The organism is Ruegeria sp. K3, from assembly GCF_056531845.1.
Map to the genome: position 1 here is coordinate 182,445 of NZ_JBQFMM010000009.1, position 19,164 is coordinate 201,608.

Sequence of the window (19,164 nt, forward strand, 5' to 3'; positions counted from 1 at the left end):
TTTTCCCCAACGACCCGGGCGCATTCACGTCCCCACTGCCAAACTCTTGAGGAGGAGACCATGGCCGAGACACAGCGTCATCAGGACGACCCGATTGAAGTCTATGAAAGTATCCTTGAGCATGGTGAGCCCGACCGTCAAAAGCTGGCAGTAGCGATCGACAACGGCGTCAAAGCGGTAGGTCATGTGGTCATGTGGGCCAACCTGTTGCTGGTTGGGGCCATCGTTTCACAGGTGGCGATGCGCTATCTACTGAACCAGAACTATCCCAAACTAGACGAGATCCAGTGGCATTTCTACGGGTTGGTGACGATGGTCGGCATCTCGTATGCGCTGGTCACCGACAGCCATGTGCGAGTGGACTTGCTGCATATGCAACTCAGCCAGCGTGCGCGGCGGATTATCGAGATCATCGGAATTTTCACCCTGCTCGTGCCGTTCATCTATCTGATGATCGATCAGGGCTATGACTATTTCTACGAAAGCTGGAGGGTCAACGAATCCTCGGACAGCCCCACCGGCCTGCCCGCGCGTTGGGCCTTGAAAGGTGTGATCCCGGCCAGTTTTGTATTGCTAGCATTGGCTGCAGCGGCGCGGCTGATTCACGACGTGCACGCGCTATTCATGAATTTGGATGAAGAGCGTCAGGGCAAGGGCCTGCGCCTGATCATCTGGGCCCTTCTGGGCTTTGCTGTGGTCGCAACAGCGCTGACCTTCCTGGTTGAAACAACCGAGGAAAAACTGGTCATCGCCATGTTCCTGACCTTCATCGCGTTGCTGTTCACCGGATTCCCGGTGGCGTGGACGCTGGCCGGGGTTGGCGTTGCGTATTGCGGTCTGGCCTATCTGTTCGACAATGGCATGATGAACTGGACCGGGCTTGAGGAAACGCTGACCGGTCTGGACTATCTGACGCTGGGCGCGGTGGTGAACCGGGTCTATGCCACCATGTCAAATGCGGTTCTGGTGGCGCTGCCAATGTTCATCTTCATGGGCCTGATGTTGGACGAATCCGGTGTGGCCGAGCGTTTGATGTCCTCGATGCAGCGCCTGTTCGGCACGGTGCGCGGCGGGCTGGCGATCACGGTAACGATGATCGGCATCATTCTGGCCGCCTCGACCGGGATCATTGGGGCATCTGTGGTTCTGTTGGGCGTGCTTTCGCTGCCGTCGATGATGGAGCAGAAATACAGCCCCTCATTGGCCGCCGGTGTGGTCAGCGCTTCAGGCACGCTGGGCATCCTCATCCCGCCGTCGATCATGCTTGTCATCATGGCGGACCAGATGGCGCTATCGGTCGGCGACCTATTTATGGCTGCAGTGTTCCCCGGCGTGATCATTGGCGCGCTCTACCTGACCTATATTTTTGTCATCGCCCTGATCAAACGCGACGTGGCCCCGGTACCCGAAGGCGCAACCCGTCCTGACTGGAACGCAGTCAAGGACGTGCTGATTGCAGTCTTGCCGACGCTGGCCCTGATCCTCGCCGTGCTGGGCTCGATCTTCGCGGGTTTGACCACACCGACCGAAGCCTCGGGCGTGGGCGCGTTGGGAGCCACTCTGCTGGCGCTGGGATATCGCAAGCTGACGCTGGCCAAGCTGGTGAACGTGCTGAAAGCAACGTTCAACACCACCGCCTATATCTTCGCGATCTTCCTGGGTGCCACAGTGTTCTCCTATGTCTTGCGCGAACTGGGCGGCGACGCGCTGATCGAGGATATGATCCACAGTACCGGGCTCGGCCCAAATGGCACTGTCTTCATGATCCTGTTCATCGTCTTCCTGCTGGGCTTCGTGCTGGACTGGATCGAGATCACGCTCATCGTTCTGCCCTTGATGCGCCCCATCGTGAACGGGCTGGGCCTGGATATCGACGGCTTCGGTGTCATCGATGAACCTGCGCTGGTGTGGTTCGTAATCCTTGTGGCGGTGACGTTGCAGACCTCTTTCCTGACACCTCCGGTTGGATTTGCGCTTTTCTATCTAAAAGGGGTCTGCCCGCCCGAGATCAAGCTGACTGACATCTATAAAGGGATTATCCCATTCGTGATACTGCAGCTGACCGGCCTGTTCTTTGTCTTCTTGTGGCCGCAACTGGCCACGTGGTTGCCCTCGGTCGCGTATTAACGGAGGGTAGCTGGATGAACGATGCCGATCTGATCAAGCGTCTTCAGGCCATTTGTGGGCGGCGGCGCGTTTTGACTTCGTCGCGCAGCACCCGCCGCTTTCGCCGGGGGTTCAGATCAGGTGAAGGGGACGCGCTCGCGGTGGCTCAGCCCGCCACGCTGCTGGAACAATGGCAGGTGCTTCAAGCCTGCGTTGCCGCCGACAAAATCGTCATCATGCAAGCCGCCAATACCGGCCTGACCGAAGGGTCTACGCCCAAGGGTAGCTACGATCGTGATGTAGTGTTGATCAACACGCGGCGGATGGACGATCTGCATCTGATCAATGATGGCAAGCAGGTCATCAGCTTTCCGGGCAGCACACTGTTTGCGCTGGAAAAGCTGCTGGACCCGATTGGCCGCCAGCCGCATTCGGTGATCGGATCTTCGTGCATCGGTGCCTCAGTCGTTGGCGGGGTGTGCAACAACTCGGGCGGATCGCTGGTCGAGCGCGGCCCCTCCTATACCGAGCTGTCACTGTACGCGCGGATCACTCAGGACGGCGAGCTTGAGTTGGTCAATCATCTGGGCATGCAGTTGGGTGATACACCCGAAGAAATCCTGACCCGGCTGCAGAACGGTGATTTCTCAGCAACTGATATCGAGACCGACAATCGCAAAGCCTCTGACACCGATTACGCCCGTCGGGTGCGTAATGTAGATGCTGAAACGCCGGCACGCTTTAACGCTGATAAGTCGCGTCTATACGAAGCAGCGGGCTGCGCGGGTAAACTGGCGGTTTTTGCGGTTCGGCTGGATACATATGCCAAGAACGAAGCAGAACGTACTTTCTACGTCGGGGCGCACGACACCGAGGCATTCACGGAATTGCGCCGTCGCATCCTGTCCGACTTCAAAACCCTGCCGGTCAGCGCTGAATACATGCATGAGGAGGTATTCGATATCTCTGACCGCTATGGCAAAGACACCATGGTGATGATTGACAAGTTGGGCACCGACCGTTTGCCCACTTTCTTTGCGCTGAAGGGCGCGGTGGACGCGCGTTTGGAAGGCATTCCGGTTCTCGGCAATTTTACCGATCGTTTCATGCAGTTCGCGATGCGACTTTGGCCCGATATCCTGCCGCGCCGGATGCGGGCCTATCGGGATCGGTATCCGCATCACCTCATACTCAAAATGCGCGATGGCGGTATCGATGAAGCGCGCGATCTACTCAATGACATGACTGCTGAAGACAAGCTGGATTTCTTTGAATGCGACCTGCGTGAGGCAAAGATCGCTGGGCTACATCGTTTTGCTGCCGCAGGTGCAGCCATTCGTTATATGAAGGTTCATGCAGCCGAAGTGGAAGATATCATCGCCCTAGATATCGCGCTGCGCCGCAATGACGTCGACTGGTTCGAAGACTTGCCAGTTGAGATCGCGGATCAACTGGTCGGCAAGCTCTACTATGGCCACTTCATGTGTCATGTTCTGCATCAGGATTACATCGTCAAGAAAGGCGCGGATCCGAACGCGTTGAAGGCCGCAATGCTAAAGTTGCTGGACATACGCGGCGCTGAATACCCGGCCGAACACAATGTCGGCCACCTCTATGCGGCCAAACCCGATCTGGCAGCTTTCTACAAGTCGATCGATCCCACGAACAGTATGAACCCGGGAATCGGAAAGATGTCCCGCAACAAGCACTATTCGTGAGACGGAACGCTGCTGACCCGTATCCGTTGAATACTACTTGAAGCTGCGGCTGTCCTTGATCTGATCCCAGGCCCAGACGACCTCTTGCAACTGCTCTTCCTGAGATCGGTCACCACCGTTCATATCCGGGTGCAGCACCTTGATCAGCTTCTTGTAGGCTTTGCGAATCTCTGCCTTCGACCAGCTATCTTGCGCTTCGAGGATCTCAATCGCGCGGCGCTCAGTCGGCGGCAGGCGTCGACCGCCGGAATTGGCGCGGCCGGGATTTTTGGTGGCGTTTTCGCCTAGAACCTGATGCGGGTCCTCGATCCCCAGACGTGCCCAGGCACGGGCCTCGGGATCGCCCATCGGTTTGGTCTCACGCTCCCACACTTTGTCCTTCGAACGCTGCGCGTTCAGTTCGGCCTCGGTGGTGCCGTCGAAGAAATTCCACTTCTGGTTATATTCGCGCACATGTTGCTGGCAGAACCAGAAAAAATCATCCAGCACGTCCGGAGCTTTGGGCGCGCGAAACTTACCGGGTTCTTCACAGCCCTCATGATCACAGATTCGCACCGAAGTTTCGGACGCACCTGACATACCCCGACGGCCGCGCGGCTTCTTTTTCTTAGCGCTCGACACGGACATATCGAATCCGAAGGGATCTGACTTTACCATCTGCACAACCTCACGAAGGCATCTTTTCGACTCGGAGGCAGCAGTTTAATCTAAGCAGCCGAAAGTAGAAGAGGGGGACGGCAATTTATTTGCCGTTGAGCATAAAAATGAGCGTGACCGACGAAATCCGTGAACGATTGCAGGCAGCATTTAACCCGCGTGAGCTGGAGGTGGTTGACGACAGCGAGAGCCATCGTGGTCACGCTGGATATCAGGAGGGCGGTGAGAGTCATTTCAACGTCCTTATTCGTTCTGCGGCTTTCGAGGGGCAATCCCGCGTTGCTCGCCATCGCGCAGTACATACGGCATTGGGGGATATAGTCCCCCGTATCCATGCGCTTGCTCTGGATATCGACGTCTGACAGTCGCGGCCTTGGTTCAGATAAGCGACGATTACGTCGCCAATTCTCTGCGGATTTAATCTCGATCAAGGCATCGCGATACATGACCCTCTAATATTCGCCTCGTCGATCTCCGGTTAACCGGAGCGATCAGATTTGCGGATAATGAGGGCTTTTTAAATGATGACCAAAGCCAGAACGTGGTTCTCGGCACTGTCGACAGTTTCATTGCTGTCGGTGGGTGTTGCGTTCCCGGTTCACCATGCCCAGGCGGAACAGCCGGGCCCGGTAGAAGCCATTGAGTTCGACCAAGCCAAGGCGGCACTTGGCAAACGTTTGTTTTTTGACCCGCGCCTGTCTGGCGACACCGAACTGTCCTGCGCCAGCTGCCACCAGCCGGAAAACGGCTTTACCGACGGGCAGGCCCTATCGGATGCCTATGCCGGCAGCCTGCATTTCCGCAACGTGCCGACGCTGATTAACAGCGCCAAGCGCGCCGCGTGGTTCCATGACGGGCGCATTGGCACCAACCTCAACGACGCGACCCGCGAAAGCATCACCGAGACATACTCGATGAACATGGATATGCGTTTGATGCAGGAACGCATCAAGCAAGATCCGGTTTATGTCGAGATGTTCGAAGCCGCCGGATTTGGCGAGCCGTCGAACGGCGGGGTCCGTAACGCCATCCCGGAATATCTGAAAACGTTAATTTCGCGCGGCGCGCCGTTCGATTCCGGCGAGATGTCGGAAGACGCCAAGGCGGGCTATGAGCTGTTCAATGCCAGCGGCTGCAATTCCTGCCACTCGGGCGAGCGGTTCACGGATGATCTGCCGCACAATATCGGCGTGGGCGACAACCCCGATATCTGGGCGACCCCGGAACGTCACATCACCTTTGTGACCATGATGAAGTTCCTCGGCGTCGAGAATTACATGAACCTGCGCGCCGACCCCGGTGCGTATATCCGCACTCACACCGCCGATACCTTCGGCACGTTTATGACCCCCACGCTGCGTGAGCTGATCTATACCGCGCCATTTATGCATAACGGCTCGATTGCGACGCTCGAGGATGTGGTGGCCTTCTACAACGCCGGTGGTGGCGAAGATGAAAACAAGGATCCGCGCATCAAGCCGCTTGGCCTCAGCGAGACCGAACAAGCACAGCTGGTGGCCTTCCTTAAGGCGCTGTCTGGTGAGCCGCTGACCGGCCCGGACTTCGTCGCCGAGGACATCGATACGGATTATGCGCCGATCGAAAACTGGCAAGACGCGACAAACTGAGGAGTGGACCCATGAAAGACCTAAAGTCTTACCTTTCAGGCACAATCGCCACCGCTGCCCTGTTTGCCGTCCTAGGTGCACAGGCGATTGCGGAAACCAGCATGGAGATTGAGGCCGGCATCGGTGGCGCAGACCCCGATGTAGACTCGCCGCTGGTGGCGCTGGGCGAGCCGCCGATCCCGCTGGACAACCCGCAAACCGACGCCAAGATCGAACTGGGCAAGATGCTGTTCTTTGATGCCCGTCTTGGCGGGAATCCGTCGACGCCCTGTTCGGCCTGTCACATGCCAGATGTCGGCTGGGACGTCGAGGCACCGATCTCGTTCGGCTATCCGGGCACGACCCACTGGCGCAACAGCCAGACCATCGTGAACTCGGCCTATTACGGCAAGCTGTTCTGGGCAGGTTCCTCGAAAAGCCTTGAGAACCAGGCCAAATCCGCCGCAGGCGGTGCGGTCGCCGGCAACGGTGAGGCCGACATGATGGAGGCGCGCCTGGCCTTCGTCCCCGAATATGTCGAACGCTTCAACGATGTCTTCGGCGATCAGTGGCCGCGTATCAGCAATGCATGGCGGGCCATCGCCGCGTTTGAACGGACCATAGTTCAGACCGACACGCCCTTCGACAATTATCTGCGTGGGGATGACGCGGCGCTGACCGACGAGCAGAAACGCGGGCTGGAATTGTTCACCGGCAAGGCGCAGTGTTCCGAATGCCATAACGGTGCGTTGCTGTCGGATGAAAAATACTACAACACCGGTGTGCCCGCCTATGACGGTTGGCAGGACGATGGTCTGGCGCAAGTCACCTTCCGGTATGAGCTTTATGCCAAAGGCTCGACCGAAGAGATGTACCGCCACACCAAGGACGACCCCGGCTTCTATTTCCGTACCAAGGAAAAGGCCGACAAGGGGAAGTTCCGCACGCCAAGCCTGCGCTATACCCTCTATACCGAACCCTACATGCACAACGGCATGTTGGAGACGCTTGAGGATGTGGTCGAGTTCTACAACCAGGGCGGCGGCGAGAATGAGTTCTCGGCCAATAAATCTCCGCTGATCCAACCCCTTGGCCTGAATGATCAGGAAAAAGCGGATCTGGTGGCCTTCCTGAAATCCCTGTCCGGTGACGAGATTCTGGTCGAAGAACCTGATCTGCCGGATTACCAGCCGCTTCCCGCGGCAGCAGAGGAGTAAGCGTCATGAAAGATCATAACGCAACCGGATGCAGCTGTTCGGGCGACGCCAAAAAGGCCTGCACAGTGAACCGCCGCCAGTTCCTGTTCGCCTCGGGTGCCACCACCTTTGCCGTGATGGTGACCATGCCCACCCGCCATGGCCAGGCGGAACAGGTGCCCGCTTTGGTATCGACCTATCCGCGCAAGCTGATCGGCAAACTTTCCGAGTTGGAACAGGATGTGCCGGTCGAGTTCTACTACCCGGACGAGGGCGACTATTCGGACTCGATCCTTGTGAAAACCGGCGTGGAAAGCGGCGGCGGCATTGGTCCGCAAAAGGATGTTGTGGCCTTCAACCTCACCTGCACCCATCAGGGCGGGTCGATGTATGACAGCTACAAGCCTGAACATAAGGTGCTGGGCCCGTGCCCGTTGCACCTGTCCACCTATGACATGACACGGCACGGCATCCTCGTTTCGGGGCAGGCCTACCAATCGTTGCCGCAGGTCCTTTTGGAACTGGATGGTGACGATATCTACGCCGTTGGCATGTTCGGCCTGATCTACGGCCGTTACGACAACCTCATTGCATAAGGGAAGCGGAATCATGGCAACCCCGTATTACGTACCCGAAACCAACGTCCCGCTGCCGCCCAAAAGAGCCGAGGTCATCTCGACCGCCTGCGACTACTGCATCGTGGCTTGTGGTTACAAAGTCTACCGCTGGCCCGTGACGGCCAAACCCGGTGGCCCCACCGCAGACGAGAATGCGTTTGGTGAAGATTTCCCCGTTGCGCCGCTGGGTGCATGGGTCGCGCCGAACCAGCACAATATCGTTCTGCACAAAGGTCAGCCGCACCACGTGGTGATCATCCCTGACAAGGACACGCAATACGTCAACACCGACGGCGACAGCTCTTTGCGGGGCGGGTGTATCGCGCAGAAATGCTACAACCCGCAGACGCCCACTCGTGACCGTCTGAAGACGCCGCTGATGCGAATCTATGGCACGCTGATGCCGGTTCCGTGGGATCTTGCGCTGGATGTGGCGGCTGAGGTGGGCAACCACGTCATCGCCAAACACGGCACCAATGCCTATGGTGTGAAGACTTTCAGCTATCAATATATCGAGAACACCTATGCGATCTCGAAATACGCGCTGCGCCATATCAACACCGCAAATTTCACCTTCCACGACACGCCGTCCGACGTGACCTCGACCCCCGGTTTCCGGGATGCGGGTTTCGACAATTTCGGCCCGTCGTATGAGGACTGGCGCGATGCGGAAACGTTGCTCGTCTGCGGTACCGACCCCTATGAGACCAAGACCATCCTCTATACTCAGTGGATGATGAAGGGGATGCAGAACGGTCAGAAAGAGATCTATTTGATCCCGCGCCGGTCTGCCGGTGTGGCCCATGCTGAAAAGATGGGTGGCCTGCATATCGACGTTCTGCCCGGCACCGACCTGCTGGTCGTCAACGCCATTGCCCGGGTCATCGTGGAAAATGGCTGGGAAGACAGCGACTGGATCAAGAAATGGGTCAACAACAAATGGGAAAGCTCGTCGGGCTTCGGTCAGGGTACGCGCAACACGCCATGGCAGTGGCGCACGACCTGGGGCAAGTTCCAGACCAAAGGCTTTGAGGATTGGAAAGAATGGCTGCTGTCGCAGGACGAATTCGCGCCTGAAACCGCTGCAGCCATGGCCGAGATCGACGTGCAGAAAATCTATACTGCCGCCGAATGGCTTGCCAAACCCAAGGCGGATGGCACCCGGCCCAAGACCTCGGTCATGATCGAGAAAGGGTTCTACTGGTCGAACAACACCGGCAACACGCAGGCGATCTCGGCTCTGGGCATCATCTGCGGCTGTGGTGGTCGTCCGGGTCAGGTGATTGGCCGGGCCGGTGGTCACCAGCGGGGCGGCGTGAAGGGCGGGAAATACCCGCGCAACAAGTCGCCCGAGAAACTGCCGGGTCGCCGTCGCCGCGCCATGGATACGGACCGGTATCTGATTGCAGGTCATACCCGTATGGCCCATGTGATCGGCACCACATGGATTCAGGCGATGTGTGGTTCGCAACAGTTAGCTGACAAGTTCGAGGAACTGACCGTCCGCAACCCGCATCAGATTGCGTCTTTCGACAAGCAAGAAATGATCGACACGCTGAAGGCCCGCGCCGACAGCGGCGGTATGGTGGTCATCAACCAGGACATCTATCTGCAGGATCCGATCGGCAACCGCTATGCCGACATCGTGTTCCCTGCAGCGACCTGGGGCGAAGAGGACTTTCTGCGCGCCAACGGCGAACGCCGCCTGCGCCTGTATCAGAAGTTCTATGATGCGCCCGGTGCGGCCAAGCCCGACTGGTGGATCATTGCGCAACTGGCACAGCGGATGGGCTTTGACGGGTTCGACTGGCAGAACTCGAACGAGGTTGCCGAAGAGGCCGTGCGCTTTACGCGCGGGTCGCGCAAGGACTTCCACGCGGTCTACCGTCTGGCAAAGAAAGAGGGCAAGGGTCTGCACCAGAAGGTCCGAGAATTCGGCACCGATGGTGTGCAATGCCCGGTCATGCTGGATGCCGACGGTGTCACGCTGATTGAAACCAAGCGTCTGCATGACACAACCCGCACGCTGCCTGATACCGGTGCGGCTGGTGCGGATGTATTCAACAAGAAGCTGACGCACTTCAACAGCCAGACCGGCAAGTGCAACATCCAGAAATCGCCGTGGGGCCTGTTCTCGGATTATTGGGAATGGCTGAAACCAAACAAGGACGAAGGCGAGTTGTGGGCCACATCCGGTCGGATCAACGAACGCTGGCAGTCTGGTTTCGACGACCGCCGCCGCCCCTATATCGTGCAGCGCTGGCCGGAAAACTGGGTCGAGATTCACCCCGACGATGCGGCTGAACGTGGCATCGAAAGCGGCGACTATGTGATGGTCTATTCGGAGCGCGTTCCGGGTAACAAGCACACGCTGCTCGGTGTGGAAGGCGACGACTTCCAGTTCTCGAAACTGATGGAGAACGGGCATATCGAACTGACCAAAGCGGCGATCACCGCCGTGGCCATGGTTACGCCCGCCATAAAGAAAAGCGTCGTTTATATGGACTTCCTGCACATGCAGCAGCCCGCCAACGCGCTTGAGGGCCGGATCGTCGACTGGATCAGCGGCAACTACAACTACAAGATGGGCGTTGCCAAGGTCCGCAAGCTGGGGCCGAGCCCCTACAAGACCTCGTTCCGCACGATGTCCTTTGCGCCGCGTGATATCGCCTGACGGCTTTCCGGGGGGCGGACGCCATGCCGCCCCTCGGGTCCGGTCCCACTGCAGAAGGGACCACCTGGAAGGCAGGCTTCGGTTGGGAAACCTGTCTTCCACTTTACCCAACCCGTCCCAACGCAAAACATGGCAGACTTGATATGAACATGCATTCCGATACCGCCCTGCGTGACAAGGCCACCAGCCTGTTCTCCGACTACGCAAAATCTGATTATGACGTTATCCGCCTGCGCGCCATTCAGGCCCTGACCGCCATTGGAGCCAGCAACAGCCCGGCCTTAGTCGAGGCGTTGCTGGATGATGACGAAGACGTCCGTCAAGACGCAGCCCAAGCGCTGGGCGCGCTGGGCGTAACGGAGGCCGCGCCGCAACTGCTGGAAAACCTGATCCACGATCCCTGCGGTGAGGTGAAACTGGCCTGCGTCACCGCCTTAGCACAGCTGAACGCCAAGGACGCCATGCCGTACCTGCGCACCCTCGTCACTGGACGCGGCGAGGATATCACGTGGGACGAGGACGAGCTGCATCAGGATGAATGGGACGACTGGCTGGATACTCAGATCGCGGCGATCAAAGCGTTAGGTCGCATGGGCGATGCGGCTGCGATTGAACCCATTGTCATGGCCCTGATGGACGAAGACGGGCAGGAACTGGGGGATGTGGCCTGCGAAGCGCTGGGCCAGATCGGTACGCCGTCCGTGCCGACCTTGGGTGTGTTCGCCGAATCTTCGAACCGCCGTCTGCGTCACCGCGCTCTGCGCACGCTGGCCCCCATCGGAGGACCCGAGGCCGAAGCCATCTTGCGCAAAGCCACCACCGACAAGGACGGGGCCGTGCGTCTGATCGCATATGAGGCGCTGATGCCGAACGACCCGGCGCTGGTCGAACAGGCCCTGACAGATGCGGTCGAGGATATCCGCAACGCAGCGCTGAACCAGTCCGGCCTTTCCGAACCCGAACTGCTGGACCGCATGATGCGCGACCCCGGCGCCAAGGTGCAACTGGCGCTGATCGACCGGCTGGACCGCAGCCAGCCTATCGTTGATCAAGACGACCTGCGCTGGCAGGTGCTGGATTTCCTCGCAACCGGACAACAGCCTGAGGTCTCGGCGCAGGCGCTGGGCCTGCTGGCGGCGTTGGCCCCGCAACTGGTGGCAGATCGGCTGAACGCGCTGTTCTCGGTCGAGGCGGACGACCTCAAGGCCGAGCGTATCCAATGGGCCATCGTCGACGCGCTGGCGACCTCGCCCCTGCGCGAGGCGGCAGAATGGCTGCAACGCGCCTGCCGCGCGCCCTTCCGGTCGGTGCGGCTGAAGGCCGTGGCCTCGCTGGCGATGATTGTTACTGACACCGACCGCCCGCATGTGAACCAGCAGCAGGGCCGCGAATTGCTGCTGTCCTTCGCGCTCGCCCCGATGAGCGTGGTCGAAGACGCGCACGAGGAAGAGGCCCCGCAAACCGACATCGCCGCGCTGGAAGAGGCAGGGCTGGATGTATCCGACGGTGGTGAAAACGGCCCTACCTCCAGCCTCGGCGCGATCCTTGGCCATGACGCTATCGCGGCAGAGATGAAGAAAGAGGCCGAGGATGATGACCTGCACCCCCTGACGCCACGCGAGCAGGCATTGTTGGTCAAGGCCACCCGCCATCCCAAACGCCGCCGCGTGGCGTTGGATGACAATGCCGAAGCCTTGGAGCGTGAGACCCGCATTTCGGCCATCCGCCTGCTGGGCGACGTCACAGGTATGCAGATCATGCTGGCGCAGATCGCGCAGGACCCCGAGACCGAGATCGCTGCGCAGGCGCTGGCGGCACTGGGCTTGTCGGTCGCGCGCAACGGGTCCGAACTGAACCAGTCGCATTTGATCGAGCTGATCACACAGGGGCTTTCGCATACCGATGCCAATCTGTCCCTGCAGGCGCTGAACCTGCTGCAACAGGCTGACCTGCCACCGCAGGATGCGCTGCGGGGCAAATTGCGGGCTATGCTGAAAACCGGAGATACTGCCTTTCGTATCGACGCCATGCAGATTTTGACCCGCTGGGACGGGACGGCCGATGTGGCGCGCAGCTTGCTGGACGATGTCTCGGCCCCGGTACGGCAGGCGGCGATGCGGCTTTTGTCTGAAACGGCCCCGGATCAGGCTGGTGCGGCCATCGTACCCTTCCTTCTGGCCAATCCTGAGCAACGGATCGTGACCTATGTCAATGACAGCACCCCTGCCTTGGTATCCATTGGGCGCGAATTGTTGGCCGGATTGCGCGACGAGAACCGCCGCGACCAGTGGCCGGTGTTGATCAGCGCTTTGGCCGACCTGTTGGGAGACCCCTACCGGGCGGTCTGAAACCGGAGGGATAGATGGCGATTTCGCTGAAACTAGGCGCGGCGATTCTAACGGGGGCAATGGCTTTTGGTAGTGTCGCACTGGCCGAGGAGATCCCCGAGGTTGCCGTAGTTCATCAGGTCATCGACCTGAACGCCGACACTCCGGCGCATGCATTTCGGTTCGAACCCAAATTCCTGCAGGTTCCCGCTGGGGCGACTGTGCGTTTCAAAGGCTCGACCGGGCGGCACACGGTCACTGCCATTCCTCGAATGATACCCGTGGGCGCGCGCGTCTTCGAGATTCGGGGCAAACCCGAACTGGATCTGACTTTCGAGAAAGAGGGAGTCTACGGCATCCGTTGCCGCGTTCATGGGCGTCACGGAATGGTCATGCTGCTGGTAGTTGGTGATCCAAGCTCGAATCTCGAAGAAGCCAAGGCCTATCTACCTAAACTTGGAGAGGCCGAGCGGGTCGGTTTCGAAGAGCTCTTTGCGTATATGGAGGCCCAAAATGGCTGATGGATGTGCCTGCGACCACCATGCTCATATGTACCTGACCGTAGATGACGCCCTAAGGCGCGGTTTGTCCGTGGCCAACCCCATCACGGATATCGAAACACTGCCGCTGGTGCAGGCCATTGGCCGGATATTGGCCGAGGATTGCGCTAGCAATGTAGACATGCCCGCCTTCGATAATTCGGCCATGGACGGCTATGCCGTTCGCAGCGCCGATCTGGGCGAGGGGCCTGTGTTCGAACTGCTAGTTGGCGGTCGCATAGCCGCCGGCGATAGCGGCGCACACGATGCGCCGGATGGCAGTGCCTTGCGTATATTCACAGGAGCGCCGGTGCCGTCTGAGTTCGATGCGGTATTAATGCAGGAAGACTGTGAGTTTCAGTCCGATCGCATCCGGTTCAACCGCCGTCCAAAATCCGGTCAGCATATCCGTCGCGCGGGCGAGGAATTGAAAGCTGGTGCCCCGATCCTGCGGCGCGGGTGTGAAATTTCTGCGCGTGAGGCCGCCGCGTTGGCCTCGGCTGGTTATGGCGAGGTGAAGGTTTTTCGCAAGCTCAAGGTCACGATCTTCTCGACCGGTAGCGAGCTGCGCCAGCCGGGTGAAGCGCTTGGCCCCGGACAGATCTACAACTCGAACCGGTACATGCTTTTGGCTTTGCTGGATAAACCCTGGATCGAACTAGCCGACCGAGGCCCGGTCGAAGATGATCCGGTGCTGCTGAAGCAGGTCTTGAGGGATGCCTGTAATAGCTCGGACCTGATCATCACCACGGGCGGTGTTTCGGTCGGGGACGAAGACCACATGCCGCGCCTGTTCAGTGAAATCGGTGGCGAAACCGAGGTGATGAAAGTGGCGATGAAACCCGGCAAACCGATCATGTTCGGTTGTCGGGGTGATGCGCTTTATGTGGGCCTGCCAGGAAATCCGGTTTCGGCCTTTGTTACGTGGCAGATCATTGGTGCGCGGATGATGGAACGCCGTGCCGGTCTGCATCGGAACGAACGCACCCCCGAGCAGGCGGTTTTAGCAGAACCTATTCAACGCCGCGCGGGGCGGCGTGAGTACCGCCCGGTAAGCATCGACGGATGTACACCGAATGGCGCACCGCGATTGCGCCTGATGGCCGAGTCTTACAGCGGGCGCGTTGCCCTTCTTGCACAGGCCGATGGTCTGGCAATTATTCCGGCAGAAACTGAGAAGCTGCCAGCCGGAGAAGCTCTGGATTTCCTTCGATTCTAGATGGATCCCGATGCGCTTGAGGTATCAAATTCTTTGGTCAACGAGCGCCCTTTGCTGTCGATGGCGCGCGGCTGTAGGCCTTTGGTGCCGACCTATGTCGGGACCTTTGGGGATCGCCGAATGCTCTGTCGCGAATGTACGCGCGACGGGCAGCTAGGTGACGTCCTTGAACATGTAAGTGGTCGGCTCCAGCCGATCCTCAAACGGGTTTCGGCAATAGTTCGGGATCTCTCCGGCAATCTGATAACCCATCGACTGATACAGCAAGCGTGAAGGATCGCTGCTACGGGTGTCCAGCACCAGCATCGTGCGTTTCAATTCCTGAGCACGTTCATGCAGTGCCTCCATCAGCGACCGACCCAAACCACGACGGCGAGCCTGCGGATGAACCAGCAGTTTTGCCACATCCGCGCGATGCGGCTGGTTTGGCATTGCGGCGGGGATCAGTTGCACTGTGCCCAGAATGCGTCCGTCACCATATGCGACAAACAGATCGAGTGTCTCCGCGCGGAGTTCGGGCTGCACCCTGTCCCGCCAATAGGCGCGGGCATCGTCTCGCGAAAAAGGAAGGATGAACCCGATACTGGCACCGGTATGGACACAGCGGTGCAGGATATCGGTCAGATCCTCAAGCGCTTCGTCGAAATATTCCTGTGGCAATCGCGTAATCATATCAGCACCAACAGATAGCGCGCACCGCGTTTGGGTCCGGTTTCGAACTGCGTTGGCCCCGACAGGTGATAGCGAAGGCAGTCGCCGCCGCTGAGCGCATGGGCAATCCCGTCCACTGTCAACGTTAGCCCTCCATCAAGTAGGATCAGGTGGTGCTCCTGTCCCGGCTTGGGCGGAGTATCGTAGGTGATGACAGTACCTGGGGGCAAATGACCTTCCATTACTTCCCCACTGAGGCCAGTCGCCGGTGGTGAAACCGAACGGCGGGTAAACCCGCTTTCGGGGTCATGCCATTCAGGCTGCTTCTCGAAAGGTACTTTGGGATCGAAACTGTCTTCGACCATCATCAGCAGGCGTGACATGGGCAGGCCGTATGCTGCGCATAAACGGCCAAGCGTTTCAGCGGTAGGGCTGACATCACCGTTTTCCATTCGCGACAGTGTCGCCCGGCTGACCCCACTTTGGTCTGCCAGCTGCTCAAGCGACCAGCCATGACCCTGGCGCAGCTCGTTCAGACGCTTAGCGAGGCGGTTTGATAGTGTGTCGAGCATGGCTCACATATGGGAATCAGTTACGAATATGGGATTATTGCCTTGCTTTACTTCAAACACAATAGAAAAAGGGCGCAGAAATCTGCGCCCTTTTGCTGCTCGGGTATCGGACTGGATTACTTCCAGCCAACTTCGTTATAGATTTTCTGTGCCTCGGGGATGTTTTTAGCGGCCTCTGAGAGGTTCACCTCATCCGCTTTGAATTCCCCCAGAGCGGCCACGTTCTCAGCCAGCGCGACGCCTTCGACAGCGGGGTATTCATCGTTTCCGTTCGAGAAGTAGACCTGGGCCTGATCGCTTGCGAGATACTCAAGGAACTTAATCGCGTTTTCTTTGTTGGGCGCGTTTGCTGCAACACCCGCACCCGACAGGTTCATATGTGCACCTTCGGCATCCTGTGCCGGGAACTGCACGCCGATCATCTCGATATCCGCGCTTAGACCCTTGACGTCTTTGCGCATAGCGCGGGCCATATAGTATGTGTTGGCAACCGCAATCTCGCACTCGCCTGACACGATGCCGCGCAGCTGGTCTGTGTCACCGCCCTGAGGTTCGCGTGCCATGTTGGCGGCGACACCTTCAGCCCATTTCCTGGCTTCTTCCGCGCCGTGATTTGCAATGATCGATGACAATAGTGTCTGGTTATAGATATTGCCGGACGAGCGAATGCAGATCTGCCCTTTATACTCCGGTTTTGCCAGATCCAGATAGGTTGCGGGTGGGTTGGCGACATCAGCCTTGTCAAAGAAGATGATCCGTGCGCGCTGAGAAAAGCCGTACCACTGATTGTCTTCGTCCTGAAGGTTTGCCGGAATACGCTCCTCTAAGATTGCGCTCTCGACCGGCTGCAGGATGCCTTCGCTCTTGGCGCGGGCCAGGCGCGAGCTGTCGACCGTCAGCAGGACATCAGCGGGCGAATTCGCGCCTTCTGCTTTCATCCGTGCTATCAGTTCGTCGGCCTTGCCTTCGATGCGGTTGATGGTGATGCCGGTGGCCTCTTCGAAGTCGGAATACAGGCGTTCGTCGGTGTCGTAGTGGCGCGAGGAATACAGGTTCAGCTCGCCCTCGGCTGCGGCAGAGGTGGCGATCAGGGCCGTCAGGGTGGCGGCAAAGCAGGTAGAGAATTTCAGCATCATTTGTCCCAACATTGAAAATCGTGACGGGATTTAACCCGACTGATTTGGTCAATTAAACGATTCTCGGTGGGATGCAAGGAAATCCGACAAAATTAGTTGGTCAAAACGTCGCTGAACCTACCTTGCCGGACGGCCCCTTCAGGATTGACGCCGCCTACTTTGTTTTCTTTCGGGTTGCGGTGGGATGGGTGACGGTGCCGGCTCGGGGTCCGGATCGTCGCTGAGCACCGGTTCTTTGGTCAGCATCGCCTGTGTTACCGCTTCCATGTATTTCTGCAGCATGACCGGCGGATCGGCTGGGGCCAGTTTGATTGATAGCCTGCTTGCACCTTCCTGATTATAGGCATAGCGCGAGGAATAACTTGCGTTGACCTGCGCCGCCACGGGTCCCCAGCCACCTTTGACCGATGCGCTGCCTGATTTCTCGGTCTGTTTGGTCATCGAGATCGCCATCTTTACCTCGATCTCGGCCTCTTGCACCGCATAGAACGCGGGCAGGAAACCCATCGACACGAGGCTGAATTCCTTTGGGGGACCATCGGGGTTGGATAGGTCGGGAAGCTGGATTTTCTGATCCGCCATGTATTTGGCGATATCAGTCGAATGTCTATCCAATTCAGTTTGCGACTCTGCCACGGAAATCGCCAGTTTCTGAACCATTTCCGCGAAAGGGACGTTTAGCAGTTCCTGCCCGATACTCATTTCCAATCTCCTTTGTGAATTCAGTCTCTATCAATAATCTTCGTTGCGGACCGTCTTTTGACCGAGAACGAGACCTTCGCTGCGTTCTGGCTGACCGCCTGTTTCTTCGCGTTTGTAGCGAACTGGGCTTTGTCGCCATCCCGACCAAGCCCAACAAAGGCTTCGACCTGGACATTGTCGATGGTGAAATCGTCGCTGCCGTCGGATCCTGCAAGGATCTGTTCGCCCAGGGCCTGCGAAAAAACCTGCGCATCTACGATCTGCGTATCTTTGTCTTCAGCCTCCATTCCGCCCTGGCCTCCGGCCATTGGGTTCACCACCGGAGAACCCGAGCCCATCAGCATGCCACTGCCTCCTTCTTCCAGATCGTCGATCTGGTCTTGCAGGTCTTGGATCGTCTCCAGCAACACGACCTCGCGCGCCTCCAGCGCGGTCAGGCGGTTTTCCAATGACTGAAGCAGTGTGGTGAAGGCCTCGGGCAGTTCGGTGATGCGCACATCTATAGGCTGTTTTTTGGGGGTCTTGTCCTTTTTAGTCGCCATCGACCCCTCCACCAGAACCACTTTCATCCACCGGTCCCGGCGCGAACCGCATCCGCATGGTCGACGCGCTGCTCGCATCGAGCGTATCTGTTTGCGTCAGTTTTGGCCCACACAGAAACGCGCCAATGATCCCGCGTTTGCCTTCTTCTGTGGTGCTGGTCATCTCCATGACGACCTTCAATTCTACATCGACATCCTGCATGTGGTAAAAGACTGGCGGAATGCCCATCTCGCGCAGTTCCTGAGGATAGTTCTTCAGCGCGTTCAACTGATCCAGGCTAAGTTGTTCGGCGGCCTGGGCCACGCTTCGGCCTATATCGGCCACCATCTCGGTCAGGGTTGTTCCTAATAGCGTATCCAGATCATCGTTGGCCAACCCGACCTCCCGTCATAAAAACAGGGAAAGCGTAGCACGAGACCGTCTCATAACAATACTAAATCTCAGAACCGGACTTTCGGAGCGATTTCCGGCACTTCCGCCGACACGAAAGGGCGCTAGAAGCAGGGCATAAAAAAAACGCGCTCGAAAGCGCGGTTTTTCTAATTAGGTTCGTGCAGCCCTTAGCCCTGGCGAGCTTTGAACTTGCGCTGCGTCTTGTTGATCACGTAGACGCGGCCTTTGCGACGCACAACCCGGCAATCACGATGCCGGTTCTTGAGCGAGCGGAGCGAGTTCTTGACCTTCATGGGTCTGTCTCCAATCTGCGGCGCCTTCATCAAAGACGTGGCCAGCGCCTGGGTTAATCGGGTGCCCCGGAAAGACCAGAGCAATGAATTCATGGTGGGCGGTACAAGGATCGAACTTGTGACCCCTTCGATGTCAACGAAGTGCTCTACCGCTGAGCTAACCGCCCATGAAACCGTTGCGTGACCTGCCCCATAACGAAATGGGGCGCGGAAC

18 protein-coding genes and 1 tRNA gene are annotated in these 19,164 nt (G+C 58.4%); 10 read left to right on the forward strand and 9 right to left on the reverse strand.

All coding sequences use genetic code 11. From position 1 onward, the window contains the following. The first annotated feature begins 60 nt into the window (after positions 1-60). Both ACR0MP_RS16595 and dld read left to right on the forward strand, forming a co-directional pair. A complete protein-coding gene (locus ACR0MP_RS16595; RefSeq protein WP_480761889.1) occupies positions 61-2,127 on the forward strand; it encodes a TRAP transporter large permease subunit in 2,067 nt (688 codons plus the stop codon). A gap of 14 nt (positions 2,128-2,141) precedes the next feature. Continuing rightward, positions 2,142-3,824 carry a D-lactate dehydrogenase gene (gene dld, locus ACR0MP_RS16600; RefSeq protein WP_170737025.1) on the forward strand — a complete coding sequence of 561 codons (1,683 nt, stop codon included), beginning with the start codon at positions 2,142-2,144 and terminating at the stop codon, positions 3,822-3,824. A 33-nt stretch (positions 3,825-3,857) separates the two neighbouring features. On the opposite strand, the gene ACR0MP_RS16605 is transcribed toward dld, so the two are convergent. Continuing rightward, on the reverse strand, positions 3,858-4,481 hold the full coding sequence (locus ACR0MP_RS16605) for a DnaJ domain-containing protein (protein ID WP_170398478.1): 624 nt from the start codon (positions 4,479-4,481) through the stop codon (positions 3,858-3,860). A 107-nt stretch (positions 4,482-4,588) separates the two neighbouring features. Between ACR0MP_RS16605 and ACR0MP_RS16610 the strand changes: the two genes are divergently transcribed. The 8 genes from ACR0MP_RS16610 (at position 4,589) to ACR0MP_RS16645 (ending at position 14,660) form a co-directional block, all read left to right on the forward strand. Continuing rightward, a complete protein-coding gene (locus ACR0MP_RS16610) occupies positions 4,589-4,843 on the forward strand; it encodes a BolA family protein (protein WP_170398480.1) in 255 nt (84 codons plus the stop codon). A gap of 159 nt (positions 4,844-5,002) precedes the next feature. After that, positions 5,003-6,109, forward strand: coding sequence for a cytochrome-c peroxidase (locus tag ACR0MP_RS16615; RefSeq protein WP_480893832.1), 1,107 nt, complete (start codon positions 5,003-5,005; stop codon positions 6,107-6,109). Between the two features lie 11 nt (positions 6,110-6,120). Then, positions 6,121-7,305 (forward strand): cytochrome-c peroxidase, encoded by a 1,185-nt coding sequence (locus tag ACR0MP_RS16620; RefSeq protein WP_480439567.1) that lies wholly within the window; start codon positions 6,121-6,123, stop codon positions 7,303-7,305. A 5-nt stretch (positions 7,306-7,310) separates the two neighbouring features. After that, positions 7,311-7,880 (forward strand): arsenate reductase (azurin) small subunit, encoded by a 570-nt coding sequence (locus tag ACR0MP_RS16625; RefSeq protein ID WP_170408230.1) that lies wholly within the window; start codon positions 7,311-7,313, stop codon positions 7,878-7,880. A 13-nt stretch (positions 7,881-7,893) separates the two neighbouring features. Continuing rightward, entirely contained in the window at positions 7,894-10,575 is a 2,682-nt protein-coding gene (locus tag ACR0MP_RS16630; protein WP_170408231.1) for an arsenate reductase (azurin) large subunit, read from the forward strand. A 143-nt stretch (positions 10,576-10,718) separates the two neighbouring features. Beyond that, positions 10,719-12,923, forward strand: coding sequence for a HEAT repeat domain-containing protein (locus ACR0MP_RS16635; protein WP_480893834.1), 2,205 nt, complete (start codon positions 10,719-10,721; stop codon positions 12,921-12,923). A 14-nt stretch (positions 12,924-12,937) separates the two neighbouring features. After that, a complete protein-coding gene (locus tag ACR0MP_RS16640) occupies positions 12,938-13,423 on the forward strand; it encodes a plastocyanin/azurin family copper-binding protein (protein ID WP_170408233.1) in 486 nt (161 codons plus the stop codon). Continuing rightward, positions 13,416-14,660, forward strand: coding sequence for a molybdopterin molybdotransferase MoeA (locus ACR0MP_RS16645; protein ID WP_480887214.1), 1,245 nt, complete (start codon positions 13,416-13,418; stop codon positions 14,658-14,660). Before ACR0MP_RS16640 ends, ACR0MP_RS16645 begins: the two co-directional genes overlap by 8 nt. Positions 14,661-14,813: 153 nt before the next feature. Here ACR0MP_RS16645 and ACR0MP_RS16650 read toward each other — a convergent pair whose 3' ends face one another. The 8 genes from ACR0MP_RS16650 to ACR0MP_RS16685 form a co-directional block, all read right to left on the reverse strand. Further along, positions 14,814-15,332 (reverse strand): N-acetyltransferase family protein, encoded by a 519-nt coding sequence (locus ACR0MP_RS16650; RefSeq protein WP_480887212.1) that lies wholly within the window; start codon positions 15,330-15,332, stop codon positions 14,814-14,816. Continuing rightward, on the reverse strand, positions 15,329-15,883 hold the full coding sequence (locus tag ACR0MP_RS16655; RefSeq protein ID WP_170408235.1) for a helix-turn-helix transcriptional regulator: 555 nt from the start codon (positions 15,881-15,883) through the stop codon (positions 15,329-15,331). The genes ACR0MP_RS16650 and ACR0MP_RS16655 overlap by 4 nt, the downstream gene beginning before the upstream one ends. Before the next feature lie 116 nt (positions 15,884-15,999). Beyond that, positions 16,000-17,016, reverse strand: a complete 1,017-nt coding sequence (locus ACR0MP_RS16660; RefSeq protein WP_480887211.1) for a Fe(3+) ABC transporter substrate-binding protein — start codon at positions 17,014-17,016, stop codon at positions 16,000-16,002. Positions 17,017-17,157: 141 nt separating this feature from the next. Continuing rightward, positions 17,158-17,721, reverse strand: a complete 564-nt coding sequence (locus tag ACR0MP_RS16665; protein ID WP_223117417.1) for a hypothetical protein — start codon at positions 17,719-17,721, stop codon at positions 17,158-17,160. A gap of 20 nt (positions 17,722-17,741) precedes the next feature. After that, complete coding sequence (locus ACR0MP_RS16670) at positions 17,742-18,263, reverse strand: hypothetical protein (protein ID WP_480887209.1); 522 nt, start codon at positions 18,261-18,263, stop codon at positions 17,742-17,744. Continuing rightward, positions 18,253-18,639: a hypothetical protein gene (locus ACR0MP_RS16675; RefSeq protein ID WP_170636916.1), complete on the reverse strand. Its 387-nt coding sequence runs from the start codon at positions 18,637-18,639 to the stop codon at positions 18,253-18,255. Before ACR0MP_RS16675 ends, ACR0MP_RS16670 begins: the two co-directional genes overlap by 11 nt. Before the next feature lie 185 nt (positions 18,640-18,824). Next, positions 18,825-18,950: a type B 50S ribosomal protein L36 gene (ykgO, locus tag ACR0MP_RS16680; protein ID WP_005648635.1), complete on the reverse strand. Its 126-nt coding sequence runs from the start codon at positions 18,948-18,950 to the stop codon at positions 18,825-18,827. Positions 18,951-19,042: 92 nt separating this feature from the next. Next, a tRNA-Val gene (locus tag ACR0MP_RS16685) sits at positions 19,043-19,117 on the reverse strand. Positions 19,118-19,164 lie beyond the last annotated feature (47 nt).